The organism is Marinobacter antarcticus (assembly GCF_011049865.1).
Lineage (GTDB): Bacteria > Pseudomonadota > Gammaproteobacteria > Pseudomonadales > Oleiphilaceae > Marinobacter > Marinobacter antarcticus_A.
This window is the reverse complement of the sequence record NZ_DRGY01000125.1, coordinates 1-25,680: the sequence shown is the minus strand read 5'-3', so window position 1 is coordinate 25,680 and position 25,680 is coordinate 1. Positions and strand designations below refer to the sequence as shown.

The following is a 25,680-nucleotide window of genomic DNA, read 5'->3' as shown; positions in this document are numbered from 1 at the left end:
TCATGGACCGGGCGGTTTGCAGAGCACCACTGTAAGCGGCACCGTCTGCGGCGTTAATCAGTTCCATTTTGGACACGGTGGCGCGGGAGGAGTTGTAGGAAACCACGGCTACAATCAGCACGGCCAGTACGACCAATAGTAGTACAGGCATTACCTGCCCAACCTGAGCTCTAACCACATCAACACTCCCACAGTTACTTCAGGCCGATGCTGGCCGAGCTCTGTGAAATGTTGATGACGAATTCGTTACGATTTGTCGAAATGAAGAGCTTGGATAAACAGGTATTACTTTTATAATTAATTTATTATTTCTGTAATGTCGTCGCGAAAGGCCGAGGGTGATTTCCCGACATACTTTCTGAAGTTCCTGTTAAAATTTGAAATATTGGAATAACCACATTCATAACCAATAGAAGATATGGGGTTACTTGTGTTATTAAGTAATTCACATGCGTGTTCAATCCTCAGGCTGTTTACGTAGTCAATAAATCCGATGCCGTAAGTTTTCTTGAAAATCCTGCAAAAATGCGCGGAGCTCATATTCGCTATTTCAGATACTCTTTCAAGAGTGATATTTTCTTTGAAGTGTTCATTGATATAATCCATGGCGCGGCTCAGCATTTCATGAACAATCGGGTCACTTCCATGGGAGAGGTTCAGCGATGATAATTTTCGATACTGGCACTTGGTTAACCTGTCGAGAATCGAGAAGAATCGACTGAGCCTCGCGCAGCCTTCTAGCGCCTTTACGCCAAGCATCAGCTCGCCGATTTCCGCAATCTCGGGGCAATGTTCAAATTCGATCCCGAATTGTGCGTCTTCTAGCATCTTTTCGATCGTGCGGAGTTCGGGGAAAAGCGCGTAGGCTCCTACAATAACTTCTTCAGGGAACAGAACCAGAAAGTCAGCCGGGCTGTCGTCTTCCGACTTCACGTTCGATTCGGTAGTCTCACCGGTCCAGCAATGGGGCAAGCAAGGTGCCAACAGGAACAAACTTTCAGGCGCAAGTTTACCCACGTAGTTCCCTATAAATGCGGTGCCTGAAAAAGATCGAAAGTAATGGAATTCGAATTCCTCATGGTAATGCCAGCGTTTATGCAGTGTTGCGTTGTCACAACTGACATGATGAAAAGTCGAGCTTTCGTCCCATTGTAATATTTCGTGCTTGGAATCCATTTTCAATACCGCTTCAATGAGGCTGTTTTTTATTGAAAAGCCCGGGCAAAAACTGAGGAAATATGGAAATAGAGTTGTCTTGAATCGCTCATAATAATTATTTTTTAAACGATTAGTTCGTAAATTAGAAGAAAACCTGTCGCAGTGGAATGCAAAACCCTCCGTTTTTTTTGCAAAATAATCCGATTTAATCGTTTTCGACGATTTTTTTGTTAATAAGTGAATATGCGCTGGAGCCTTATCTATTGCGGGCTTAACTTGCTCTTCGCAAAATACATGTCAATTTTTCGCAAGCATTGAACAAAATCTGTGTAGCGCACACAGGGAAACACTGACTAACCTTCAGATACCCAATGCGCTTAGAGCGCAACGTAACGTTACTAGGCGTTACAGGTGTATGGCTCGCCGGGGTTTTTTGAAGAGAATTTTCGACAATTCGTCGACCGAAGTCAGAATGTTTTACCAACGAGGGATTTCCCATGGAAACTACACATATTCATAAGGTTGCTGGCCGTCAAACGGGCCAAGGTATGTCGGAATACATAATCGTAGTCGCACTGGTTGCTCTTGCCGCAATCACCGTTGTCGGCATGTTCGGCGGCGTCGTCAAGGGCCAGTTCTCGAACATGGCCGCGGCACTGTCGGGCGACGGCACTGGTGAGGCGATTGAAAGCACGCGTGACGATACGGCAGCGGATTTGACCACTTACTTCGACGGCGCAGCCGGCGGCGGTGGAGCTCCGTAAGACGTAGATTAACGGGTTACACCGGGGGTTTTTGGACCCAGCCCCTGGTGCTAAACATAAGCCGTCTCGTGGGAGTAGTTAGAGATGAGCCCGAAGCAAAGTGGCCAGGCGTTGGTTGAAATGATCGTTGTAGCACCGCTGATCATTGCGATTGCCGCAGGCATCATGGCCATTGCAATGTACCTTCAGGCGAAAACGACGACAGTGGCAGCGGCGCGCTTTGCAGTGTGGGAAAGGTCAGTTTGGGCCGATCCGGATCACCCTTGGAGCGGCGGAGACAGTAGCTCTCTCGGCGGCTCTGAAAGTACGGTCATTCGGCCGGACTTCGATATTTTTCACGCCGGTCTGGCGTACGCTACAACACCAAGTTTACGGATTCGATCTGATCGGAATATGGCTGTCGTTGCAGCGTCTTCGGGCAGAGATCACAAAAATCCCGAAGTGCTGTCCTGGGGTGGCAGTACGCAATCGGGCTACAAAACGTTTGGTGGTAATGTTGGTGCTTTTGTAAAAGGCACGCGTGAAGATTCCACCCGGTCGGCTTGGGAAGAACTGAGTTCACGCTATTCGTTCGACCTTACGCGTGACGAGCAAGACGTATATCTGGCATCTGATTCTCTGCAGGATTTTGGCATTGAGCCACTCGCCAACCGCGGGCTGGAGTTGCCGACAGATTCTGTATTAAGTGCTGAAGCAACGTTGGCGCTTCCCAATGTTTTCCACGCACTCTGGTCTCTCGGGTGGCTCGATTTTAACGATGCAAACGGCGACACGGAGCTGAGAATAAGCTCCACCGCATCGCTGCTTACAAATTCCTGGGCACCCAAAAACGAAAAAGTGTTTATTCAGAAAGTACACGGTCTGGATATCAAGCCGTTGGCAGACTACATCACCGCAGCAAACGAGGCCATCGGTAGCGGCATCAAGTCGAGAATGGGCGCCCAAAGCGACTTGCTGACCTGGATTCCTATTTTCGGCGATATTTTGTTGGCCAAAAATCCCATATTGGACGTCAGCTCGGTCGCCCTGCCGTTCACCCGCGTTATTCCAGAAGTCGATGCAGTCAAGCCGGAGGTCAATCCATTGTTATGCGGCGATTCCTATCTGTGTTGATGGTAGTCGGAGCGCTGTATCCCGCTACCTCTTTGGGGGCACTTCCCTCCAGTCGGTTGCCAAAACTCAGCTTTCCGCCCTCGGTTGAGGTTACCGAGATATCACCGGACCTGATCAGGAATGGCATGCCCATGCGGATATACGGGTTTCGTTCCAATCACCGCATTGAAGACGTGATGACAGACATGCAGCACTACCTGGAAGAACGACACTTTGTTGTGGGTAAGGTTATGGCGTTAGGTGAATTGAAGACTCTGGGTGTGTCTGACCAGAAACACTTTATCAATATTCAGGGGCAGCGTGTGCGCCACGGGCAAAGCAGCGCGGGGTTTGTGGTCATTACCCCCAGGCCGGATTTGTATGAACCAAAAATGACAACGCCTTCGATTCCGCTGCCAGACGACGTTGATCTTCTGTCCCATGAACTGTATCGCGACGGGGACAGAATGGGCGAAGCGGTGCTGGCGATTTCGCCACAACGGGCACGTTACGTTGGCAATGCGTTGGTGACCGGGTTTGAAGATGCAGGTTGGGGTGCTGCACCAAACGAAATGAAAATAACGTCCGACACTATCGCTGTGTACCGCGTTTTGACCAAGGGAGACCGTGTATGCCGATTAATCGCTATGGATCAAACCATCGACGGCAAGACAATCGCAACCATCGACGTCACTTGTCACAACTGACCCGTTCTGGCCCACCGCAGAATCACAAGGGAAACGTGTTGGTTGAATATGTTGTTATCACGTCATTTCTGCTTATGAGCTGGTTCACCATTGATCTGTTCATTCGGGGCGCAGAAAGCTATCAGAGAGGCTACTTTCAGGTGCTGGGCGGTAGTTAGGCGCGCTTGCTGTGTACAGGTTAAAAAACAAAAGGTAAAAAATAACTGTGAACCTCAATCCGAAACGCTCGTTAATGATCATTGCCGTTGTCTCCGTATTGGTCGGCGGCGTTGCCGTTTGGCTGTCGGCTGACTACATACAGGGACGAGTGTCAGGCATAAGAACCCAACTGGAGGGCGAGTACGAAATGATGCCCGTGGTTGCCGCCAGTGTTGATTTGGCGAGAGGCGGCGAGATAAACCGCACTAACCTTCGGGTGGTGCATCTGCCCAAGCGATTCGTGCCGAAACAGGCCATTCATCCCAAACAACTGAGCCGCATTGAGGGCGCCAGGCTGGTGGTGGATGTTGCAGCAAACCAACCGGTGTTGACCAATTTCGTCACCCGGGGCGCGGTTCTCACAGGCTCATTCTCGAGCCAGATTACTGACGGAATGCGAGCCGTCACGTTTCCGGTCGACATGGTGTCCTCGGTCGGTGGGCTGCTGAATCCTGGCGACAAGATAGACCTTCTGGCGACCATGCGAATGCAGAATCAGGAGGGGCTGGTAACGCTGCCACTGCTCGATAACCTTGAAATACTGGCCGTTGGTGAAGTCTTTCAGGGCGAAAACGACCGCCGCTACCAACACATCACGCTTGAGCTTTCGCCGACAGATTCCGCAAGACTCTTGCAGGCCCGGCAGGAAGGATCGTTAACGGCCGTTCTCCGGTCACCCGAAGATCAAAACCCTGGATTTGCCAAAGCCATGACAATGGAAGGTCTGTTTTCGGACTCGTTCGGGCGCTATTTCAAACCACCTTCGCCGCCGGCCTCCAAGCTTCCGCTTCAGGAAATGATGCCCCAGCGGCTTCCCATCGCCCCTCCGCGGGTCATTGACGTCATTATCGGAGGTCGCGGTTAATGGAACGTATCATGCAGTTGCGCCATAAATCAGCAGTCCTGACCTTCATGTTGTTGGCATCATTTCTATTATCTACCAAAGCGTTCGCGCACCCATTGCAGGTGTCGGTCGGGTTCACGACGCTGGTAAAAGCTCCGGGCGTTACCCGGGTTGCACTCGGCAACGGAAAGCTTGCTGAGGTCCATGCCCTTAGCGAGTCCGACGAAGTTCTGGTCATCGGCCTGGTGCCAGGGGTTACAGACCTCAGAGTGTGGACCGACGAAGGGGAACAACATAAATACAGGCTTACCGTAGGTTCGTCCCGTAAAACCATAGACATAAAGCAGTTGAACAGCCTGATGTCTGACCTTGAGGGCATCAACGTAAAATCCCTGGGGAACGGAGATCTACTGCTTTACGGACAAGCGCTCCGGCCCCGGGACGCGGCGTTGGCAGACGCTCTGGCCGAACGTTACAGTGAAATCATAAGTGAGGTGACGCTGCCTGCGGTGGTTGCACTGCCCACGATCAATCTGAATGCACGGATTGTTGAGGTGCGACGCAACGATCTGATGGAGGTGGGAATAGATTGGGTGGATAGCATCGCTGGTCCCGATGTTGCGTTGGTCAGTGACTGGAGCACGAACTCGATTTTCCGGCCGGAACTCCCTGATTCTTTCCAGGCACCCTCCGGCCTGTTATTGCCACTGGATGTCGGCACCAAAACCTACGCCGGCTGGGCAACGAGAGTGACCTCGGCCATCGATTTGCTGGCCCAGGACGGCATCGCCCGATTGCTGGCAGAGCCTCAGGTGTCGGTGGTCAGCGGCCAGGAAGCGCGCTTTGTTGCTGGCGGTCAGATACCCATCAGCGTACTGAATCAGCAAGGGCAGCCGATCATTAAATACAAAGACTACGGCATCATTCTGGAGATTGAACCCGTGGCCGACGGTGCCGATGGGTTGATCAATGCCCGTATCGCTGTGGAAGTCAGTTCTATTGACCCCTCCGTGTCCGTCAATGGCATTCCGGGCATCGTCTCTCGCAAGACGAACACCCACGTTAGCCTGCTCGACGGCGAAAGCTTTGTGGTGTCAGGTTTGCTGAGCAGCGAATCGTCCAAAGACGTCAACAAAATTCCGGGCCTGGGCGATATTCCCATTATAGGAGAGCTGTTTAAGTCCCGGGCGTTCCGGAATCGGCAAACAGAGCTGTTGGTGCTTGTGCGCCCAACGCTCGTATCCGCCATTGATAACGTTAACAAACGCCGTTTGGCGAGGTTTGAGAGCCTGTTGACGGAGTCCCGCGACGCCCTCCAGTTCAGCCTTTACGATTGAGCTTGCAGCAAAGAGGAAGAATGTATGTGGTCAGTAAAAGTGTATTCACCGACGGGTGATGTGCTGCACTCCTGTGAGCTGGGCCCCGGCAATTATCTGCTTGGCAAATCGCCCGAATGCGATATTAAGATAGACGACACATTCGTCTCTCGGAAACACGCACGGCTTGAGGTCGATACCGACACTCAAACCATCACTATTGAGGATCTGGCCAGCACCAACGGCACTTGGCGTGGAACAACCCGGATAGCGGGGCCGGAGCCTATAACAGACGGTAGCCGGATGTTGCTCGGCCGGCAGGTGCAACTGCACGTGGAACGAGTGAAAGCGGTAACGGCCGCGTCAGTTTCACAGCAACAGGATGAGGCACTGCCTCAGGATACCTCTGCCGTATCACGAGAGGCCCAGGAAAAAATTCTTGAGTACCTCAACCTTCGCAAGCGGGGTGATCTTAGTAAGCTGGATTACAATCAGCTCCGTGACGAGACCCGCAAAGCGGCGCAGGCACTTATCCTGTCCGGTGACATAAACCTGCCCCCTCGCGTAGATCAGGAAGCTTTGGTCACTGACATTGTGTCTGAAGCGATCGGCTTTGGCCCTATAGAGCCGTTTCTGGAAGATGAAGAAGTCACAGAAATCATGGTTAATGGCCCGAATCAGATCTACCTGGAAAAACGCGGCAAGCTATACAAAGCCAACGCGTCTTTCTCCAGCGTTCAGGCGCTGATGAACATTATCGAGCGGATTGTGAGCCCGCTTGGGCGACGCATTGATGAAGGCAACCCGATGATTGATGCCAGGCTTCCCGATGGGTCGCGGGTGAACGCCATCATTCCGCCTCTGGCTTTAACAGGGCCTACGCTGACCATTCGAAAGTTCGCGAAAGAACGGTTTCGTATTGAGGATCTTGTTCGGTTCGGGTCTCTGAGCCATGAGATGGCGCAGTTTCTGGAGATTTGCGTAAAGTATCGCCAGAACCTGGTTGTCAGCGGTGGTACCGGCTCGGGTAAAACCACCACCCTTAACGTGCTGTCGGATTTTATATCGTCCGATGAGCGCATTGTCACCATTGAAGACTCAGCGGAATTGCAGCTGGGCCAGCCTCACGTTGTCTCTCTCGAGTCCCGTCCCAGCAACGTTGAGGGCAAGGGCGCCGTGGCGATTCGTGATCTGGTCAGAAACTCGCTGCGGATGCGTCCCGACAGAATCGTGATCGGTGAGTGTCGGGGTGGCGAAGCGCTCGACATGCTCCAGGCCATGAACACCGGCCACGACGGATCGCTCACAACCGGCCACGCCAATAACCCCAGGGACATGTTGGCCCGCCTTGAAACCATGGTGCTGATGGCCGGTATCGATCTGCCATCCAAAGCGATACGTGAACAGATCGCCTCCGCGATACAAATTATTGTTCAGCAGATGCGAATGAGTGACGGTCGCCGTCGAATTGTTTCAATTGTGGAGGTGGGGTCCTGGGAAGGCGACATTATAGCGCTCCAGGAAGTGTTCCGTTTTCGGCAAAAAGGCCTGGACGTTGAGGGCAACGTGCTGGGCGTTTACGAGGGCTGCGGCTACGCGCCTTCGTTCTATCAAAAGCTTGGTGATGCCGGAATTAATCTGGACTGGGACATTTTTGCGCCTGAAAACCCCGAAGAGAAGACCGCATCATGATTCTCGTGCTGGTACTTATCGCCATTGCTGTGATCACTTTGTGCCTGACGCTGTATCTGGTGGGCCGGCAGTCTCTCGACTGGTACAGCCGTCGCGTTGTGGATTCGGCGGTGTCCGATCTTGAGGGCGCATTTATGTTTGTCAGCCCCGGCAAACTGCTGGTGGGTTGCGGAGTAACAACCCTGATCGCCACCGCCGCCGGCTACTTCCTGATGTCGGTGCCCGGTGCCTTATTCGGGTTTGTCGGCGGTGTTGTTGCATTGCCCGCATTTATTGTTCAGCTCAAAAAACGGCGGCGCGACCAGTTTATCTATCAGTTACCCGACGCACTGCGTTCCATGGCCGGGGCGATGCAGGCCGGCGCCACGGTAGTGCGCGCCCTTGAGCTGGTCGGCACTCGACAGCCCAAACCACTTGGGCAGGAATTTTCTCTGGTGCTGTCGGAGTATCGAATGGGTCGGGATCTGGAGAAAAGTCTCGAAAATCTGAAGTCGCGAGTTGAGTGCGAAGAACTCGAACTCTTCAACGCTGCTGTGCAGGTCAGCCGGACGGTCGGCGGTAACTTGTCGCAAAGCCTTGAATCTCTGGCGGCGACTCTGCAAAGCAAAGCACAGACCGAAGGCAAGGTTCGTGCGCTAACCTCGATGGGAAAGATGCAGGGATGGGTGCTGTCATTGATGCCGATATTCGTCGGCGTTGCGCTTTACGCTCAGAAGCCCAAAGAAATGAGCCTGATGTTTACAACCGGGATTGGTTGGTTGTTGCTGTTGGTGGCAGCACTGTTGTTGATATCAGCTATCTACACCATTCGCAAAATCGTGACGATTGACGTCTGACGGGAGTCATCATGTTCGACGGTGCCAATATCACATTTTTGGGCTGGCTACTTCTGATTGTATTCGGGCTTCTGGCTGCGGCGTCAACCGCCATGTTGCTGAAACTCTATGCCGTTATCCCCGAGAAAACCGACGCCCAGTCTGAAATCGACGAACTGCGTGATTCCGCACCTGCAGGCTTCCGTATGGCGCTCGCGGTGGCCGATCCATTTGTCGGGTTCATTGATCGACTGTCGTCTGCCAGGCAGCGAGATTATATACGCGCCCGGCTTGCCATGGCGGGCCTGAGTTTCTCGTTGCGACCGGAAGATTTTCAGGCAACGCGTGTGGTTGGGCTGCTCTGTGGCATCTCCTTTTTCGCGGTGGTGTCCATCAGCCTTGAGTTGACGGGTACCAGCTATGTCATGTCGTTGATTTTCTTTGTTCTGATGGGCACGTTCTACCCGGATATAGCCCTGAATGATCTGATCAAAAGGCGGCGGAAGAAGATGACCAAGCTGTTTCCTTTCTTCCTTGATCTTCTGGTGCTGTCTCTTCGTGCCGGTCTGACCTTTACGGTGGCGCTTCAGCAGGCGGTTATCAAATTGCCAAAAGGGCCGCTGCGCGTCGAACTTGATCGTTGCCTGAGCGATGTCCGTGCAGGCATGCCACGCAGTCGCGCATTGGTGAAGCTGGCAGACCGGGTTCAGGTGGCGTCAATCAGTAATTTTATGGCCTCCGTTAATCAGGCTGAGGAAACCGGGGCGGCCATCGCAAAATCTCTCGAAATTCAAGCTGAGCAGCGTCGAATCGAACGCTTTCTGGAAGCCGAGCGCCTTGGTAATCAGGCACCCGTAAAGCTTATGTTCCCGCTGGTGGTCTTTCTGTTCCCGCTCACGTTTTTGATCATCTTCTTCCCGATTGTGGTGCAGGTTATGCAGTCCGGTGGTATGGGGATGTTCGAGTGAGCGCTGCAATAACACGCCTGCGGGATGGCGAAGTTGTCGCCAGCCCGGCGCGCTTGGCCAATACGTTCGGCAGTCGGCTTCGTGGGCTGCTGGGGCGCACAGGATTGGCGCCGCGCGAAGGCTTGCTGATTTCGCCTTGCCGGGATGTTCATACGTGCGGTATGCGCTTCTCAATCGATCTTGTTTTTCTGGATAAGGAATTGAAAATAGTTCGCATGATCCCGAAAACCCGGCCCTGGCGCTTCTATAGGGGGGGGCGTCAATGCCAGCATGTGTTGGAGGTTGCGTCAGGAACCATTAACAGGCTCCGGCTTGTGGCAGGCGATCAATTTGAACTGAATGAAGGCGCAGCCAATGTCTGAAAAAGAGCACTACCCACCGGATAAGACGCCGGTCTTCGGTCTGGATGAGCTGGAAGCTCCGTTAACGGATGCTCAGCCGACTGGTCGAGAGTTTCCCGAGGAGAACGCCGGCACTGATAACGCACCACCCTGCATTTCGCTCCACGATAAGCTGTCTGGCGTAAGCCTTGTAACCGATACCTTCCCGGTTGAAATTGGTAACGGGCGCCGGTTTGATATGGCGCTCCGGGGGCCGGGCCCTGACGGGCTATACGCGCGCATAGAAAGCCATAACGGCGTACTTACAATCGAGCGCTGCAACCCGCAGGTTTTTATGGCGGCGGACACCGTTGAGGTTTCACGCTATTTGCTGACGGGCCCTACGTCTTTGCAACTTGGCGATCACTTGATCGCCTTTGACTTTGACTCTGCGAAAGGCTCGGTAGCAACGCCACCTCGCAAGCGTCGTCGCTGGCTTCTGCTCGTTGCCGTGGTTTCGCTGATTATAGGCGCTCTGCTGATACGTCTGCTTTTGGTCGCAGACGAGGCCGAATCACGGGTCAGCGTGGTTTCACCAGAGACGCAATCCAGCGAGCCGGAAGTAAAACGTCCGCCGCCGCTCCCGGATGGTGAACGGGCTCAACCAGACGTCGATCAGACTGTGACGGCATCGTCCGGTGAGAGGGTCCCTGAACCCGAAACCGCAGCTGTGCCATCGGCTATCTCGCTCTTCTTCATGGCGACGCCGCCGTCACCCATAACTCCTGCCGCAACGGCTTCTGTGCCAACATCCACGCCAGTCCGTGCGCCCATTAAATCGCCGACAAAAAAACCGGTCGAGGGCGCGGTCAATAGCCCTGAACTTGTTGCGCGCTATCGCCGAGGCGAACTGGTTTCATTCGAGGCGGCGCGGCCGGAGCTGAAAGATGCACTTTCCGCAATACGCTCTTATTACGACAGCGAAACGCTGGATCAGCGGTTAGCTGCCTGGGAAGCCCTGAGTATCGCAGAGCAGGCAATGGGGCTTGAGGGCCCATCCGTGCGCGGGGAACAGATTCGCGAGTCACTCGGGGAATCACTGCTGCAGGCAGCCCGTAAGAAGGAACAGGCCGAAGAAGATCGTCAGGCCTATACTTTGTTCTCCAAGGCCCTCGATCTGGGGCAAAACAGTGAAGAAGGCCGCTTGTTGATCATCACGCTCGATGAAGAAGCCGCGCGGCTTTATCGCTTTGGTTATCGGTTGAAATACTCCGATCCATCGACCGCAAGACAGTATTGGGTAAAAGTGACGAATCAGGTACCGACTCAATCAGAGTGGTACCAAAAGGCCTCCATGGCTCTGAACGACACCAAGGGAATCCGCGGATGAATACGCAATCTGACACGTTTCGATGGAACCAAATCAGCAGGCGCTTTATGGCCATGCTGGCTGTTTTGTTACTGGCAGGTTGCGCAACGCCGGCGTCCACCGGATATACCGGAAGTGGCCCGGCGGCCACCGAGGTGCTGGGGGAATGGAAGCGCGCAGACCGGTTGTATGCCAGAGGCGATTTACGCAGGGCCAAGGAAGGCTACGAAATGGTGTTGGAGCGAGAGCCGGGAAATAACGAAGTGCTCTTCAGGCTGGCAAATATTGCTTACTACATGCAGAACCCGGCTGAGGCTCGTGAACTTTACGCCAGGGTTCTCGACTCAGGATCGGTTGACCCTCAGCTTTTCTACAACCGTGCGGCACTCAACCTCACGGAGGCCTACGACGATCTCTCCCGGTACGCCCAAGAAGTCGGCCCCGGGAATCTGACTCCGGAAATTCGTGCCGTTATGGCCGCCATTGAACGCATGTCGGGCCAAAGACCCCCTATTAACGACAAAGCGGGCACCGCGCCCTCTGGTCGCGGAGAGTAATCATGAAGTCGATAAAGCTGGCAAGGCATCAAGTTGGCGCACTGCATGCGACGTCGGCTGCCATGATCACGGTGATTGCCATGGTTATAGGCATTGCCTCTGCACAGCTTGCGCTTACGAGCAACGCCAAGACAACATTAGACTACGCCTCGCTGATGGCGGCCAGAGCCGGGGCCGTCACCCATGGTAACCAGGATGCAATAATGACGGGGTTGCTGACAGGCCTCGCGCCGCTCTATGGCTCCAGCTCGGCCCCTCTAGGGGCCCCCGCGCAGGGTGCAAATGGCGTCGATTGGGTGGTGCCTGATCCGTCCAGTGTCGACAGGTTCGAGCGAACGCTCATGGGTCAGCCTACCGGTTTTGGCGCACAACACCGGGCGGATATCCAACGAACCGAGCGCGGTGATGCCTCGGTGTCTGCGGCGTTGGCGGCAGCAGAAAATGATTTGCTGGGCGGCTCTGGAAAATTCCTGGGTGTCGCGATTATCAATCCGGTTGTCGAAGCGTTCGGAGATTTTGGTGAGGACTCAGACGGCATTCTTGAAATACCCAATAAAGGAATTTGGCGTCGCACCGGCAACATCAACAACGCCACTTCCAGTAACATCCAGGTGTGCACGTCGGTAGCTGAACCCTACTACGAAGACCCCACCTCACCCCCCTCTTTCGATGAACCGTCGGGTGAAACCGTTCGAACCATCGTCAAAACATTTACCTGGGACGCAGATCTGCTGAAACAGGAAGACGATACCGACTGTTCCTCACCGACCGCACTGGGTTGTGGCTTTTTTGGTGGCGAATCCATGCGCGACCGATACATCAATAAGGTGAGCGGGCCCTATGGCGAGTCTCTTGGCAATGATATCGACGCCATTATCAACCGGTATATAAATGCGGAAATTGATTCCACCACCATGTATCGCCAAATTCGGGAGCGCGCCGAGCGTATGAAGGCTGAATTTGAAGACGCTGGCACTGAGTCGGTCAGCTATTGCAAGCTCAAGATTATCTGGTGTGTTGATAAAGAAACTTATACGCCGCCGACCAAAGATTGGGGGCCGATGTCGCGCGTCGACGAGTTGATCGAAGTGGCGCGCATGCTTGAAAACGGAACAGGCGAAGTGCCTCTCGGTGGAAGCATGTCACTTGCCTCCTTCGAAAGCGCGATCGGGGATTACCGTGAACGAAACCAGAAAGACGGGGAGGCCTCCTCTGAATGGGATAATTTTGTAGGCGCGGAACTTGAGCCCCTGTGGAAAGAGTGGATTGAAGATCCACCCGTGCCGCTTTACAAGAATTTTATGGACGAGGCCGGTAAAGCAGCGCAGGCCTTTCAGGGCACAGAAGGCCTGACCGAAACCCAGAAGCGTTATCTGAAATACCTGCAGGCTGTTAATAACGGTGTCTATAAACCGGACATTGCCTATGTGCAGTCGCAGAACTGTTCCACCAAACAGGTGGCCGGCTATGTTGCGCCAACGATCGGTGCCGCAAGTGACCTGAATATTCAAGATGCCAATTTGTTACGCATTTACGTACTGTACGGGCATGAGCCGTTCTTCGATTTGCCCGAGTCATTTTACAATGCCATGGGATGGACCAGCCGATTGACGCCCACGGGTCGGGACGCTGTGCCAGCGTCACTGCAGGACGAATACACCGCTATTGTTCAGGCCGGGCGTATTCCGCTGATGGCGACTGCGATGGTTCGTATGCAGAGTGAGTTGCGAGAAAGCCCGTGGATCATTAGCCGAAACGATCCGTTTTTTAATTGGGAAGATCTGGGCGTTCAATGACCGAGTTTCCGGATGAGCATTGCAAGTTTCTGGGTGTTGCCGGATCGCCCGCCGAAGCTCTGCGCCAAGAAGCCGAAATTCAGTTGTTACAGGCGCTGGGTGATACCCCGGAGTTCCCTTCCTACCGAGCCGATGGATACACAAGGTCCGGGGTTCGCTATGTGGCTTACCGAGAAGTTGCCGGGCGAGCGCTGTCGAAGTATGCATCGAGCGTCGAGTTGTTGAGCTGGCGCTCATTTACTGTCCAACTGCTTGGATTGGTCAAGCGACTTCACGGGAGCTCGTTTCCGGTTTTTCATGGCGATATCAGCCCCGCAAACATTATCGTGTCACACAGTGGCAAGGTCGGGCTGATCGACTTCGGGGTTGCCCGCAGCCGTTTGCTCCCCTTCACGCTGCGATTTTCCAGCCGTCAGAGTACCGCTGCACCACTGTATCTGAGCCCGGAACAGGCACAGGGGAATTGGTGGGGAAGTGCCAGCGATCTCTATCAGGTGGGGCTGGTTGTGATGGAATTTTTGCGCCGCAAGCCCCTGGGGCAGGGACTTGGGGTTCCAAAATTACTGGCTCGGCTGCGAGAAAGCCCTGATTATGCGAGAACGGTTGCAGTGAGTGAGCTCGGGCTACCCGGTCAGTTCCTGGCTGGCTTACTTGATCCGGATCCCACACGTCGGCCAAGCGCTCTGCAGGCACTTGCCCAGTTAGACTGACAATGATCAACCACCGGGCGTTTGCTGCACAGGTCACTTAACCGGACTTTTCTCCAGCTTGCGCGCCAGCGTTCGGCGATGCATGCCGAGCCGGCGGGCGGTTTCGGAGATATTGAAGTCGGTTTCTGCCAGAACTTCGTGAATGCGCTCCCACTCCAGGGTTTTGATGGAAGTGGTGCGATTGGTAACCGTGACGTTCGTGCTGCCCGCGACGTGCTCAAAAGCCGCTTCAATATCGTCTGTGTTTGAGGGCTTGGCGAGGTAATGACAAGCGCCAAGCTTGACCGCTTCTACCGCGGTATTAATGCTGGCAAAGCCGGTCAATACAACGATCAGCATCTGCGGATCATGCTTGTGAAGCAGTTGCACGCATTCCAGGCCTGACGAGCTGCCTGTTAGCCTGAGATCAACCACGGCATAACCGGGCGAGTGTGCTTGCAGAAGGGTCGCGGCCTCATTATGAGTGGCGGCGATCAATACCTCATAATCCCGGCGCCGGAATGAGCGTGCCAGGGTGCGGGCGAATGCCTCGTCGTCTTCAATAATCAGTAGCAACCTGGCTGCCGACATCAATAATTCGTCCTTTGAGGAATGGTCCCGCGCCGGGTTTAATCCTGAAGATTACCCCGTCGCATCAGGCGTTTCGATTGTAATGGCGGCCAGCGGCAGGATCAGACGCACCCTGGCACCGCCTTCGGCGTGGTTGTACGCCTCCACCGTGCCACCCAGTCGCCGCGCGACGTTAACGCTCAAAAATAACCCAAGGCCGCCGCCGGGTTTGCCCTTACTTGACTGATAGGGCTTTCCGAACTCAGCCAGCATCTCCGGCGGAAAGCCGGGGCCCCGGTCAGATACTTCCAGTTGAAGCAGCTCGTCGTCTCGATCTATTTCCAGTCGCACCCACTGAGGCGATGCCTCCAGGGCGTTATCAAGCACATTCCAGATCATCTGCTTTAATGTGGTATCAAAAACAACGGGGCAGTCAGTCATTATACGGTTGTCATATTGAAACGTCTCAATCGATCGAATGTTACGCCATTCCTCAACCAGATCCCGTAAAAAAGTGCTAAGAGTGGTCTTTACCGAGGATTCGCCACGGGTCTCACCGGCCGACAGCAGAATTCCGCTGACAATGGTTTTGCAGCGCTGCAACTGGGCCTGCATCTCGACGATTTCATCTTGCAGTTCAACCTGTCTGGTGAGCTCGGGCATTCTCCGCCAGTCGCCCAGAATCACCGACAGTGTTGCCAGCGGCGTGCCCAGCTCGTGTGCCGCGCCAGAGGCCAGTAATCCCATACGCACGATATGTTCTTCTTCAGCGGCCCGTTGGCGTAAGTCCGCCAGCTGTGCGTCACCGGAGCGCAGGTTTCGGGTAATGCGTGTGATAACAAAGGCGAGCAGGATGGCGTTTAGTGTAAAGCTGATCAACAGGCCTTCGAGATAAACGCTGGGAAAAGGTTGAGCGCTACTGGCCAGGGATGCCAGTGGAACGTAATGGCGGGTCATGATGGCCAGGCTGATGCTGGTCAGCCCAACAATGATCCAGGTACCCCAGACTTCCAGCAGTACCGCGCTGAGAATAACCTGCAGCAGAAACAGGAAGGCGAAAGGGTTGGTCGCACCACCGCTCAGATACAACAGCGCGGTCAGGCTGACGACATCCACCAGTAAGGCCAAAAACAGCGGCCTGTTAGTGACTGATTGCTGCCGGCGGCCCCGCCAAAGGCTGAACAAGTTGAATATAATCAACCCGGTGATAACCAGCAACATTGGCAGCAGTGGCAATTTATACCCGAAAACCAGGCTTACTGCGGCGATGGTGGTTATCTGACCGACCACTGCGATCCAGCGCAATTGAATCAGAAGCTGCAGGTTTTTGCGGCCACCGGCGATACCGCCGCCCGCGGCCTGGTGCTGTGTCGCTATCAAATTGGGTTCTCTCCGGCTGGTATCGCTCAGGTCAGGAATCTACGATTTCGATAAGGAATTTGGGGTTTGGGCCAGATTTTCAGGATGTGTGTTTGGCAGTGTTCCAGCGATGGCGCTTCCGCACCAGCCGCTCCTCGCGGCCTACCCAGAATGCGCCAGCGCCAACCATCAGGGCCAGTGCAAACCACGTCAGGGCGTATTGCAAATGATGATTGTAGAACGAGATAACAGTGAGGCCGCCGACAGGCTCTCGATAGGTTTGATTCAGCGAATGTGGCGCCAGGGTTTTGCCCTGGGCATCCGCGTCAATAAAGTAAGGGGCTACCCGGGCAATCGGTAGGGCTCGGGCAACGGCAATAGCGTCGACGTCGCGGGAGTACCAGCGATTGGTGGCCGGATCGTTATCCCGCAGCACGCCGCCGCCGGTCTGGCTGAGCCGCAGCAAGCCGGTGATGGTAACGCTTTGATGATCTCCCGGTTTCGTAGCCTTCTCGTTGGGCGGTTCGGTTACGAATCCCTGATTGATCATCACCAGGCTACCGTCGGCCTGTTGCAGTGGCGTCATTAGCCAGAAACCTTGCCCCAGGTCAGTCGATGTCTGCACCGGTGTGGTCTTTTCATATAGCAGCTGTCCGGTCACGAACACGTGACGATACGCATCGTCCCGTTCGTTGATTGCTGGCCAGGCGTTCGGGCCGGGAGCCGGGGAAGCGGGCGCTGCAACTCGCTGGTTTACACGCTCAATCAGATTTTGTTTCCAGTCCAGCCGTTGAACCTGCCAGATGCCCAGAGCGGTGAATCCGCTGAAAGTAATCAGCGCGACCAGGGCCCAGATGGTGATGAAGATGGTTGAGCGGGGGAGAGACTCTGGCTCGCCGTCCCGGAGTGAACCGGTTGGCGAGCCAGAACTGCGGTGGGTAGCTTTGCCTGTCACTGGCTCTGCATTTCGAGCACAGGCTCTGACATAACACCGGGCATCATATTAACGTTGAGGTTGTACATGACCCAAATCGAGCCGGCCAGGGCAATGAACACCAGGATCAGCGTGAAAATGAGTGCCAACAGGTTCCAGCCCCCTTCCGCTTGCGGGCTCATGTGCAGAAAGTAGACCATATGCACGAAAATCTGTGCTGCGGCAAAGGCCAGTATGACCAGCGCGGTGAGCCCGGAGCCTTCGATTACGTTGGCCATCACCAGCCAAAAGGGAATCGCGGTCAGGACCACTGACAGCACGAACCCGATCATATAGCCCTTCAGCGTGCTGTGGCCGGGGCGCGTTTCTTCGCCGTGATGTCCCTGGTAGTGATCATGGCTGTCCCCGGAAGGGGGATGTGCGTTGTGTTCGCTCATTGCAAAACTCCCATCAGGTAGACAAAGGTAAAGACGCCGATCCAGACCACATCAAGGAAGTGCCAGAACATCGACAGGCACATCAGGCGTCGACTGTTGTCCGTTGTCAGGCCAAAGCGTTTTACCTGCACCATTATTACGATTATCCAGATAATGCCGAAACTGACGTGCAGGCCGTGAGTTCCTACCAGTGCGAAGAACGCGGTCAAAAAGGCGCTGCGCTGCGGGCCGAAGCCCTCGCCGAGCAGGTGCGAAAACTCGTAAAGCTCAAGGCCAATAAATGCCGCGCCCAGCAGGCCAGTGATACCCAGCCATAACAGGGTGCCATTGACGCGTTTCAGCTGCATTTGCAACATTGCAAAGCCAAAAGTAATGGATGAAACCAGCAGAAAACCGGTGTTCAGCGCTACCAGGGGCAAATCGAAAATATCGGCCCCGCTGGGCCCACCAGCATAGCTGTGGCTCAACAAAGCGTAGGTGGCAAACAGGGCTGCGAAGAGCAGGCAGTCACTCATCAAATAAAGCCAGAAGCCCAGCAGCGTGCCCTGTTCCGGGTGGTGCTCGCGCACATAAAAGTGCGAGCTAGGCAGGTTCTGTGTAGCGTCGGTCGCGTTCGTTGTCATATCAGGCGTACCTATCCAGCTGTTGTGACCGTTCGTTCTCGATGCGGGTAACGTCTTCCGCCGGAATGTGATAGTCACGGTTGTAATTGAAAGTATGAATAATGATGCCGCCGATCAGCCCTATAAACGAAGCGCCCACCAGCAACCACATATGCCAGATAAGACCAAAACCACAGGCGGCGGCGATCATGGCTAGCACAAACCCTGCTGCCGTGTTCTTGGGCATGTGGATGGGCACAAAGCCTTCTCTCGGACGCTCGTAACCGTGTTTCTTCATATCGGTCCACGAGTCGTTGTCATAGACCACCGGGGTAAACGCAAAGTTGTACTGCGGCGGCGGTGAAGACGTTGACCACTCCAGGGTACGGCCGTTCCAGACGTCACCTGTGTGATCGCGCAGTTCATCGCGACGGCGATAGCTGACCACAAACTGAATGATGGAAGCGATGATGCCACCCAGAATCAGCAGCGCGCCGATCGCGGCAATGACAAACCAGATCTGCAGCGACCCATCATCGAAATGATTCATACGGCGTGTAACGCCCATCAGGCCCAACACGTACAGCGGCATGAAGGCCGCGTAAAAACCGACGGTCCAGAGCCAGAACGACCACTTGCCCCAGTAATCATCCAGTTTGTAGCCGAACGCTTTCGGGAACCAGTAGTTGATTGCCGCGAACATGCCAAACAGCACGCCGCCAATGATAACGTTGTGAAAGTGGGCAATCAGGAACAGGCTGTTGTGTAAAACAAAGTCCGCCGGCGGCACTGCGAGCAATACGCCGGTCATGCCGCCAAGAGTAAATGTAACCATGAACGAGACGGTCCACATCATCGGAAGCTCGAAGCGGATTCGGCCACGGTACATGGTAAACAGCCAGTTAAAGAGCTTGGCGCCGGTCGGGATCGAGATAATCATGGTGGTAATCCCGAAGAAGGCATTTACGCTGGCGCCGGCCCCCATGGTAAAGAAGTGGTGCAGCCATACCAGATAGGACAGAACGGTAATGACGATGGTGGCATAAACCATCGAACTGTAACCGAACAGCCGCTTGCCGCTGAACGTGGCGACTACTTCAGAAAACACGCCAAAGGCGGGCAGTATCAGGATGTACACTTCCGGGTGGCCCCAAATCCAGATCAGGTTGACATACATCATCATGTTGCCACCCATATCATTGGTAAAGAAATGGGTGCCCAGCATGCGGTCCATGGACAGCATGGCCAACACAACGGTCAATACCGGGAAGGAGACAACAATCAGAATGTTGGTGCACAGGGCGGTCCAGGTGAAGATCGGCATCCTCATCAGGGTCATGCCTGGCGCGCGATTTTTTATGATCGTCACCATGAAGTTAACCCCTGATAACAGGGTACCTACCCCGGCTATCTGTAACGACCATATATAATAATCAACACCAACCCCCGGACTGCCCTCAATGCCGGATAACGGTGGGAAGGCCAGCCAGCCGGTTTTGCCGAACTCGCCAACAAACAGTGATACCATGACCAGGCCGGCACCGGCTGCGGTCATCCAGAAACTGAAGTTGTTCAGGAACGGAAACGCCACATCCCGGGTGCCCAGTTGCAGTGGCACAACAAAGTTCATAATGCCGACAATCATGGGCATGGCGACGAAGAAGATCATGATCACGCCGTGAACCGTAAACAACTGGTCGTAGTGTTCTGGGGGCAGAAAACCCTCAGAGCCGCCGAAGGCCATTGCCTGCTGTGCTCGCATCATCAAAGCGTCGCTGAAACCGCGCAGCAGCATGATAAACGCCATTATGATGTACATAATGCCGATTTTCTTGTGGTCGATACTGGTTATCCAGTCGCGCCAAAGGGCGCCCCAAAACCCCTTATAGGTGATGAAACCAAATACCGCCGCACCGGCAAGCGCGGCAATAATAAACGTCACGACCAATATGGGCTCGTGATAGGGGATCGACTCCAGCGAAAGTCGACCGAAAATCAAGCTGGTCAGATCTGTCTTGTCCTGCATTGTCAGTCTCTTGAATCAATTGGGGTGATGCGCCTGCCAGTGGCAGTGTTACGCCTGCATCAAGCAATGGGTCGAGCTTTGCCGCTATTTTTCGGCAGGCGCGTCGCCGTGTTTCTGCTTTTCGCCATGTTTCATAGTGCCGTCGGCCATTTCACCGTCGCCTTTGCCCATCATCATCATTTGGTCCATGCACATTTTTCCCTCCACGACGCATCGGTTCAGAATCGCGTGATACAAATCTGGCGCCACCGAGTTGTAGTAGGTGACCGGCGTAGATTCGCTCGGCTGAGCCAGTTCCAGGTACTCGGGCCGATTGAGCGTGCCGCCCTGTTGTTTGGCTTTTTGCACCCAGGCGTCAAACTTGTCGGCCGATACGCCGTGATACTTGAAGCGCATATCCGAGAAGCCGGCGCCGCTGTAATTGGCGGAGAAGCCCTGATATTCGCCCGGGTCGTTGATGACGGCGTTCAGTGTCGTCTGCATGCCGGGCATGGAATAGATCTGGCCAGCCAGTGCCGGTATGTAGAACGAATTCATCATGTCGGCGGACGTGATGTGAAAGCGGATTGGCGTATCAATCGGCGTTACCAACTCGTTGACCGACGCTACGCCCTGTTCGGGATAGATAAACAGCCATTTCCAGTCCAGCGATACCACCTGAACGGTCAGCGGTTTGTGATCCGCCGCCAGTGGTTGATTGATATCAATCCGGTCGAGCGGGCGATACGGATCGAGCTTGTGTGTGCTGATCCAGGTGATCAGGCCCAAAGCGATGATAATCAGAAGGGGTACACCCCAGATGACCAGCTCAAGTTTGGTGGAATGGTCCCATTCCGGGTGGTAAGTCGCTGCTTTATTATTCTTGCGATAGCGCCAGGCGAAGAAAAAGGTCAGAAAAATGACCGGCACAATCACAATCAGCATCAGCAGGGTGGACACAATAATCAGGTCTGCCTGCTGGGAGGCGATATCCCCTGACGGGTCCATAACCACCATGCCACAGCCGCCGAGCAGGGTGAGCGGGAAAAGCGCGAGTCCGTATCGTAGTCGTGGAAAAAGCATGCGAGCAAATCCAGTGTGGAGATTGATAAGCTACTATTATAGAGAACTAGATCGCACTTGGCGATTGGACAGGTTGTCCCGTACCTAATTCGTTAAAATCATCGTACACTGTGTTTAACCTGTTTAGTTTTGAGGATTGAAAATCATGGCAACTATCCACAGCGACGCTACTGCTACCGATACGTCGGAACACCAGGCACCGATCACCCCGGGAGAGATTGCGGTGGGGGTAAGTATTGGTCGGGCGTCCGAATATTTTGACTTTTTTGTGTATGCCATTGCTTCGGTGCTGGTGTTTCCAGCTCTGTTTTTCCCGTTTGAGACGCAACTGGTAGGCACTCTCTATTCTTTTGTTATCTTTTCATTTGCGTTTATTGCACGGCCTTTCGGCACCATTTTGTTCATGAAGCTGCAAGAGCGTTTCGGCCGGGAAGCAAAATTAACCCTAGCGCTGTTTGCCCTGGGCACGACGACAGCCGGTATTGCTTTTTTGCCAACTTATGACGACATCGGCGCCTATGCGATTGTGCTTTTGGCGCTGTTCCGCCTGGGGCAAGGGGTTGCATTGGGTGGCACCTGGGACGGGTTGCCCTCTTTGCTGGCTTTGAACGCGCCTGCCAATCGCAAAGGCTGGTATGCAATGGTTGGCCAGTTGGGTACGCCTGTCGGGTTTATCGTAGCCGCCAGTTTGTTTGCTTATATGCAGGCCAACGTGTCGGAAAAAGATTTCTTTGAGTGGGCCTGGCGCTACCCGTTTTTCGTAGCCTTTGCCATCAACGTAGTCGCGCTGTTCGCTCGTTTGCGCCTGGTTGCAACCGACGATTACGCCAAGCTTCTTGATCAACGGGAGCTGCAGCCCTCCAGCGTTTCAAAACTGGCCAAAAACCAGGGTAGGGTGGTGCTGATCGGCGCTCTGGCGACGCTTGCCAGCTATGCACTTTTCCATCTGGTCACCGTTTTCCCCCTGTCCTGGCTGATTCTTTATTCTGACCGCACCATCACCGATATTCTGGTGGTCGAGATTATAGGTGCATTTTTCGCCTTGGGAGGCGTCGTGCTATCCGGACTGCTGGCCGACCGTTTTGGGCGGCGCACCATGCTTGGCAGCCTGGCTGTGCTGATTGCTGTTTTCAGCCTCTTCATACCGACGTTGCTGGGCGGTGGTGAAGTGGGCGAGGACCTGTTCATTATTATCGGCTTTATCCTGCTTGGCCTTTCATACGGCCAGGCGTCCGGTGCCGTAACGGCCAACTTCGAGGCGCGCTTCCGGTATACAGGCGCTGCTTTGACGGCCGATATGGCGTGGTTGCTGGGGGCGGCGTTTGCGCCTCTGGTTGCCTTGGGTCTGTCGGCGCACTTCGGAGTTACCTCGGTGACGCTCTATCTGCTGTCAGGCGCGGCCAGTACCCTTGCGGTTCTCTGGCTCAACAAGGCAAGCTACTCGCGGGATCAGTGATTCCAGGTCGCTGACGGATGTTCACGTAAGGTTCTGTGTGGGCTCTTGGGCTTAAATGACCAAGGGCCCATTTACTTAAAAGATGTTAGAACAACCTGAACCCCGCGGGTGGCTGTGTTCATAAACAGTTTGGCGGAAGACGATCAGTTTACCCACAGAATTGTTTATGCACAGCATTTGCAGGGAGTGACAAAAAGCAAGGCTTTGACGTGCTACAGGGTTCGCGCAAAGAGGCCAAACGGCATCGCTTTCAGCACGTAACTCATGGGCGCCCAGGGCCACCAAGGTACGTAGGCCCGACGTTTTTCCTTGTCGATGGCTTTCACCAAGGCTCGCACGCCTGTGTCCAGATCCACTCGAAAAGGCGCATTTTTGGCGTTCCGGTTAATGTCGGTGAGAATGTAACCTGGCATGATGTTGCTTACCCGGATTGGCGTCCCCCTCGTATCCAGCTGCAAGCCTTCTGCGAGCGATGCCACGGCGGCCTTGGTTGCCGCGTAGACGTTCAGTGGTCCGCGGAAGCCCCGCAGGCCGCTGACCGAGGACATCAGAACCAGATGACCGCTGTTCTGTTCCCGGAAAATGTCCATGGCGGATTCGCACTGGGCGATGGCGGCTATAAAGTTGGTTTCAGCCGTTTGACGATTGGAGGAAAACTGGCCGCGACCGATCGCGGATGAGCTTCCGATGCCGGCGTTAACAACAATTCGGTCCAGGCCGCCGAGCTCCTTCTGAAAAGCCCGAAATACCTCAAACACCTGCTCGTAGTCACATACATCGAGAGGGAGCACGAGTACGCGGATATCGGGGTGGAGACTCTTCAATTCGTGCTGCAATTCGCCCAGCTTTTCAGAGCTGCGGGCACACAACGCCAGATTACAACCTTGAGCGGCCCAAGCCCGGGCCATGCCCTCACCCAAGCCCGTACTTGCCCCGGTTATCAGGATGTTTTTTCGCATAATAAGTAGGTTCCTTAGTAAGGCGTTTTGCTGGCACGACACTAGCGGGTTTTGGTTTAAAGCGAAACCTTATTGGTGCCACCAGGGAACGGGATTGGCTATTTGAGCCTTGGTGATAAAGAATGGTGAACGTGCAGCAGGGACCCCGCTGTATACGTTGTTGCCCGCAATTAATGGGAAAATTATGCGTTCTGGTAAAACGATAGTGGTAGCGTTTTTGTTGCTCGTGACTGCCGTTTTTGTGCAAGCCGAGGAATCAAAAGAACTTGTGTTCCTCAACTGGCCGGATTACATGGATCCGGAGATTCTCTCAGAGTTTGAACAGCGCACCGGTATCACGGTGAAACAGAGCTATTTTGATTCCGATACGACCAGGCACGAACTGCTGCTGGAGACCGAAGGTAAAGGCTTTGATGTGGCGCTCATCAATGGCGCCTCGATCAGGATTCTGGCGCAACGCGGCTGGCTTGAGCCCCTTGGCGAGTCGAGTGTTTCTAACCTGAAGCACGTTGATCCACGCTGGCGTACTGCATTTGAGAAATCCGGAGATTTTGGCGTGCCCTATTTTTGGGGCACGCTGGGCATTGCCTACCGTAAAGATCTGGTTTCGGCGCCTGTTTCAAGCTGGATGGACCTGCTGCAACCGGTAGCGGAACTGCATGGCAAAATCAGCATGATTGGCGATAGCGCGGATATGATCGGCGCGGCGCTCAAGGCGCTTGGCTACTCACTCAACAGTAATGATGAAAAGGAAATGAAAGAAGCAGAGGCCCTGCTGGAAGCACAGGCTCCATCGGTGTACACCTACCGCTACCTTTCCCTGAATGAAGATTCCGCGCTGTTAACCGGCGAGGTTGCCATGAGTATGATGTATAACGGCGACACTCTGATGTTGCAGAAATATAACGACAATATTGTGTTTGTACTTCCCAGAGAGGGCGGCAATATCTGGACCGACTATTTGAGTGTGCTTAGCGCCTCGTCCAGAAAAGCTGAGGCCAAACAATTCATCAACTTCCTCAATGAGCCTGAGATCGCCGCGCAGCTGGCAAAGTACGTTTATTACGCGACCCCCAACCTTGCCGCTGAAAAATTGCTGTCGGCAGAGTTCAAAAGCGACCCGGTTATCTACCCGACCCCGGAGGCGCTGAAAGACTCGGAAGCATACAGTCGCCTGCCTCCTCGAGCCCAAAAAAAACGCGCGGCAATCTTCTCACGTATTGTCTACTGACCGTCGAATTCTCACCTTGTGGGCCTGTTTACCATGAACAAAAATAAAGCTTCCATAAGCAACTACAAAGTCCTCTGGGTGGCGTTCGTTCTCATTGCGGTCAGTTCGCCATTGCGGGCCGCAGAGCCAACGGAGTTGGTATTTCTCACCTGGTCGGATTATATGGATCCGGACATTCTGGAGGCGTTCGAGCAGCGCACCGGCATTCAGGTAAAGCAAACCTATTTCGAATCCGATGCGGCCCGGGATGAACTTCTGGTCGGAACCGGAGGAAGAGGTTTCGATGTGGTGCTTGTCGATGGCACCTCAATTCGGATCCTGGCAAAGCGCGGCTGGCTTGAACCGATTGATGAAACGGACATCCCCAATCTGAGATATGTCGATCCGCACTGGCGTGCTGTTCACGAGGAGGCTGAAGTTTACAGCGTGCCCTATTTATGGGGCACGCTAGGCATTGCCTACCGCAAGGATCTGGTTTCTGCGCCTGTTTCAAGCTGGATGGACCTGCTGCAGCCAGCTCCGGAATTGCATGGCAAAGTGGCGATGATCAGTGATACGAGAGATCTGATTGGCATGGCGCTGAAGGCACTGGGCTATTCACTCAACAGCACTGACCCCCAAGAGCTCAAAGAAGCTGAGGCACTACTGCAGGCGCAGGCGCCGGCCGTAAAAACGTACAACTATGTTTCCCGGGGTGACGGTTCCGCCCTGGTGAACGGCCAGGTTGTCATGAGCATGATATACAACGGTGGTGCTCTG

At 54.3% G+C, this 25,680-nt stretch carries 26 protein-coding genes; 16 read left to right on the top strand and 10 right to left on the bottom strand.

Annotated elements, in window-relative coordinates; genetic code table 11:
* Together ENI00_RS18810 and ENI00_RS15345 are read right to left on the bottom strand one after the other, a co-directional pair.
* The coding region (locus tag ENI00_RS18810) for a pilus assembly protein TadG-related protein (protein WP_414674268.1) at nt 1-151 on the bottom strand (151 nt) is incomplete at its 3' end.
* A 146-nt stretch (nt 152-297) separates the two neighbouring features.
* The gene (locus ENI00_RS15345) at nt 298-1,176 is read right to left on the bottom strand and encodes an AraC family transcriptional regulator (protein WP_304104292.1); all 879 of its coding nucleotides are present in this window, start codon (nt 1,174-1,176) and stop codon (nt 298-300) included.
* Nucleotides 1,177-1,655: 479 nt separating this feature from the next.
* On the opposite strand from ENI00_RS15345, the gene ENI00_RS15340 reads away from it, so the two are divergent.
* The 13 genes from ENI00_RS15340 (at nt 1,656) to ENI00_RS15280 (ending at nt 14,306) form a co-directional block, all read left to right on the top strand.
* Nucleotides 1,656-1,922 (top strand): Flp family type IVb pilin, encoded by a 267-nt coding sequence (locus ENI00_RS15340; protein WP_304104290.1) that lies wholly within the window; start codon nt 1,656-1,658, stop codon nt 1,920-1,922.
* An 84-nt stretch (nt 1,923-2,006) separates the two neighbouring features.
* Nucleotides 2,007-3,035: a TadE/TadG family type IV pilus assembly protein gene (locus ENI00_RS15335; RefSeq protein WP_304104289.1), complete on the top strand. Its 1,029-nt coding sequence runs from the start codon at nt 2,007-2,009 to the stop codon at nt 3,033-3,035.
* On the top strand, nt 3,029-3,721 hold the full coding sequence (locus tag ENI00_RS15330) for a hypothetical protein (RefSeq protein ID WP_304104287.1): 693 nt from the start codon (nt 3,029-3,031) through the stop codon (nt 3,719-3,721). The genes ENI00_RS15335 and ENI00_RS15330 overlap by 7 nt, the downstream gene beginning before the upstream one ends.
* A 205-nt stretch (nt 3,722-3,926) precedes the next feature.
* The gene (cpaB, locus tag ENI00_RS15325) at nt 3,927-4,784 is read left to right on the top strand and encodes a Flp pilus assembly protein CpaB (RefSeq protein ID WP_304104285.1); all 858 of its coding nucleotides are present in this window, start codon (nt 3,927-3,929) and stop codon (nt 4,782-4,784) included.
* Complete coding sequence (locus ENI00_RS15320) at nt 4,784-6,100, top strand: type II and III secretion system protein family protein (RefSeq protein ID WP_304104283.1); 1,317 nt, start codon at nt 4,784-4,786, stop codon at nt 6,098-6,100. The genes cpaB and ENI00_RS15320 overlap by 1 nt, the downstream gene beginning before the upstream one ends.
* A 24-nt stretch (nt 6,101-6,124) precedes the next feature.
* A complete protein-coding gene (locus tag ENI00_RS15315) occupies nt 6,125-7,771 on the top strand; it encodes an ATPase, T2SS/T4P/T4SS family (RefSeq protein ID WP_304104282.1) in 1,647 nt (548 codons plus the stop codon).
* The gene (locus ENI00_RS15310; RefSeq protein WP_304104280.1) at nt 7,768-8,607 is read left to right on the top strand and encodes a type II secretion system F family protein; all 840 of its coding nucleotides are present in this window, start codon (nt 7,768-7,770) and stop codon (nt 8,605-8,607) included. Before ENI00_RS15315 ends, ENI00_RS15310 begins: the two co-directional genes overlap by 4 nt.
* A gap of 11 nt (nt 8,608-8,618) precedes the next feature.
* Nucleotides 8,619-9,554, top strand: coding sequence for a type II secretion system F family protein (locus tag ENI00_RS15305; RefSeq protein ID WP_304104278.1), 936 nt, complete (start codon nt 8,619-8,621; stop codon nt 9,552-9,554).
* Nucleotides 9,551-9,916, top strand: coding sequence for a DUF192 domain-containing protein (locus tag ENI00_RS15300; RefSeq protein ID WP_304104275.1), 366 nt, complete (start codon nt 9,551-9,553; stop codon nt 9,914-9,916). The genes ENI00_RS15305 and ENI00_RS15300 overlap by 4 nt, the downstream gene beginning before the upstream one ends.
* Complete coding sequence (locus ENI00_RS15295) at nt 9,909-11,264, top strand: hypothetical protein (protein ID WP_304104273.1); 1,356 nt, start codon at nt 9,909-9,911, stop codon at nt 11,262-11,264. The genes ENI00_RS15300 and ENI00_RS15295 overlap by 8 nt, the downstream gene beginning before the upstream one ends.
* Nucleotides 11,261-11,800 carry a tetratricopeptide repeat protein gene (locus tag ENI00_RS15290; RefSeq protein WP_304104271.1) on the top strand — a complete coding sequence of 180 codons (540 nt, stop codon included), beginning with the start codon at nt 11,261-11,263 and terminating at the stop codon, nt 11,798-11,800. The genes ENI00_RS15295 and ENI00_RS15290 overlap by 4 nt, the downstream gene beginning before the upstream one ends.
* Before the next feature lie 2 nt (nt 11,801-11,802).
* On the top strand, nt 11,803-13,596 hold the full coding sequence (locus ENI00_RS15285) for a hypothetical protein (protein WP_304104269.1): 1,794 nt from the start codon (nt 11,803-11,805) through the stop codon (nt 13,594-13,596).
* Complete coding sequence (locus ENI00_RS15280; RefSeq protein WP_304104268.1) at nt 13,593-14,306, top strand: protein kinase domain-containing protein; 714 nt, start codon at nt 13,593-13,595, stop codon at nt 14,304-14,306. Before ENI00_RS15285 ends, ENI00_RS15280 begins: the two co-directional genes overlap by 4 nt.
* A gap of 33 nt (nt 14,307-14,339) precedes the next feature.
* On the opposite strand, the gene ENI00_RS15275 is transcribed toward ENI00_RS15280, so the two are convergent.
* The 7 genes from ENI00_RS15275 to cyoA form a co-directional block, all read right to left on the bottom strand.
* Nucleotides 14,340-14,876, bottom strand: a complete 537-nt coding sequence (locus ENI00_RS15275) for a response regulator transcription factor (protein ID WP_304104265.1) — start codon at nt 14,874-14,876, stop codon at nt 14,340-14,342.
* 51 nt (nt 14,877-14,927) lie between these two features.
* Nucleotides 14,928-16,235: an ATP-binding protein gene (locus tag ENI00_RS15270; protein WP_304104263.1), complete on the bottom strand. Its 1,308-nt coding sequence runs from the start codon at nt 16,233-16,235 to the stop codon at nt 14,928-14,930.
* Nucleotides 16,236-16,314: 79 nt separating this feature from the next.
* Complete coding sequence (locus ENI00_RS15265; RefSeq protein ID WP_304104261.1) at nt 16,315-17,169, bottom strand: SURF1 family protein; 855 nt, start codon at nt 17,167-17,169, stop codon at nt 16,315-16,317.
* Nucleotides 17,166-17,585, bottom strand: a complete 420-nt coding sequence (gene cyoD, locus ENI00_RS15260; RefSeq protein WP_304104259.1) for a cytochrome o ubiquinol oxidase subunit IV — start codon at nt 17,583-17,585, stop codon at nt 17,166-17,168. Before cyoD ends, ENI00_RS15265 begins: the two co-directional genes overlap by 4 nt.
* A complete protein-coding gene (gene cyoC / locus ENI00_RS15255; RefSeq protein ID WP_304104257.1) occupies nt 17,582-18,208 on the bottom strand; it encodes a cytochrome o ubiquinol oxidase subunit III in 627 nt (208 codons plus the stop codon). The genes cyoD and cyoC overlap by 4 nt, the downstream gene beginning before the upstream one ends.
* Before the next feature lies 1 nt (nt 18,209).
* Complete coding sequence (gene cyoB / locus ENI00_RS15250; protein WP_304104294.1) at nt 18,210-20,183, bottom strand: cytochrome o ubiquinol oxidase subunit I; 1,974 nt, start codon at nt 20,181-20,183, stop codon at nt 18,210-18,212.
* 114 nt (nt 20,184-20,297) lie between these two features.
* Nucleotides 20,298-21,275 (bottom strand): ubiquinol oxidase subunit II, encoded by a 978-nt coding sequence (gene cyoA, locus ENI00_RS15245; RefSeq protein ID WP_304104255.1) that lies wholly within the window; start codon nt 21,273-21,275, stop codon nt 20,298-20,300.
* 145 nt (nt 21,276-21,420) lie between these two features.
* Between cyoA and ENI00_RS15240 the strand changes: the two genes are divergently transcribed.
* Entirely contained in the window at nt 21,421-22,731 is a 1,311-nt protein-coding gene (locus ENI00_RS15240; protein ID WP_304104253.1) for an MFS transporter, read from the top strand.
* Between the two features lie 212 nt (nt 22,732-22,943).
* Here ENI00_RS15240 and ENI00_RS15235 read toward each other — a convergent pair whose 3' ends face one another.
* Nucleotides 22,944-23,690, bottom strand: coding sequence for an SDR family oxidoreductase (locus tag ENI00_RS15235; RefSeq protein WP_304104251.1), 747 nt, complete (start codon nt 23,688-23,690; stop codon nt 22,944-22,946).
* Between the two features lie 184 nt (nt 23,691-23,874).
* Between ENI00_RS15235 and ENI00_RS15230 the strand changes: the two genes are divergently transcribed.
* A complete protein-coding gene (locus ENI00_RS15230) occupies nt 23,875-24,921 on the top strand; it encodes a polyamine ABC transporter substrate-binding protein (RefSeq protein ID WP_304104249.1) in 1,047 nt (348 codons plus the stop codon).
* A gap of 33 nt (nt 24,922-24,954) precedes the next feature.
* A partial coding sequence (locus tag ENI00_RS15225) for a polyamine ABC transporter substrate-binding protein (protein WP_304104248.1) occupies nt 24,955-25,680 on the top strand: 726 nt, incomplete at its 3' end.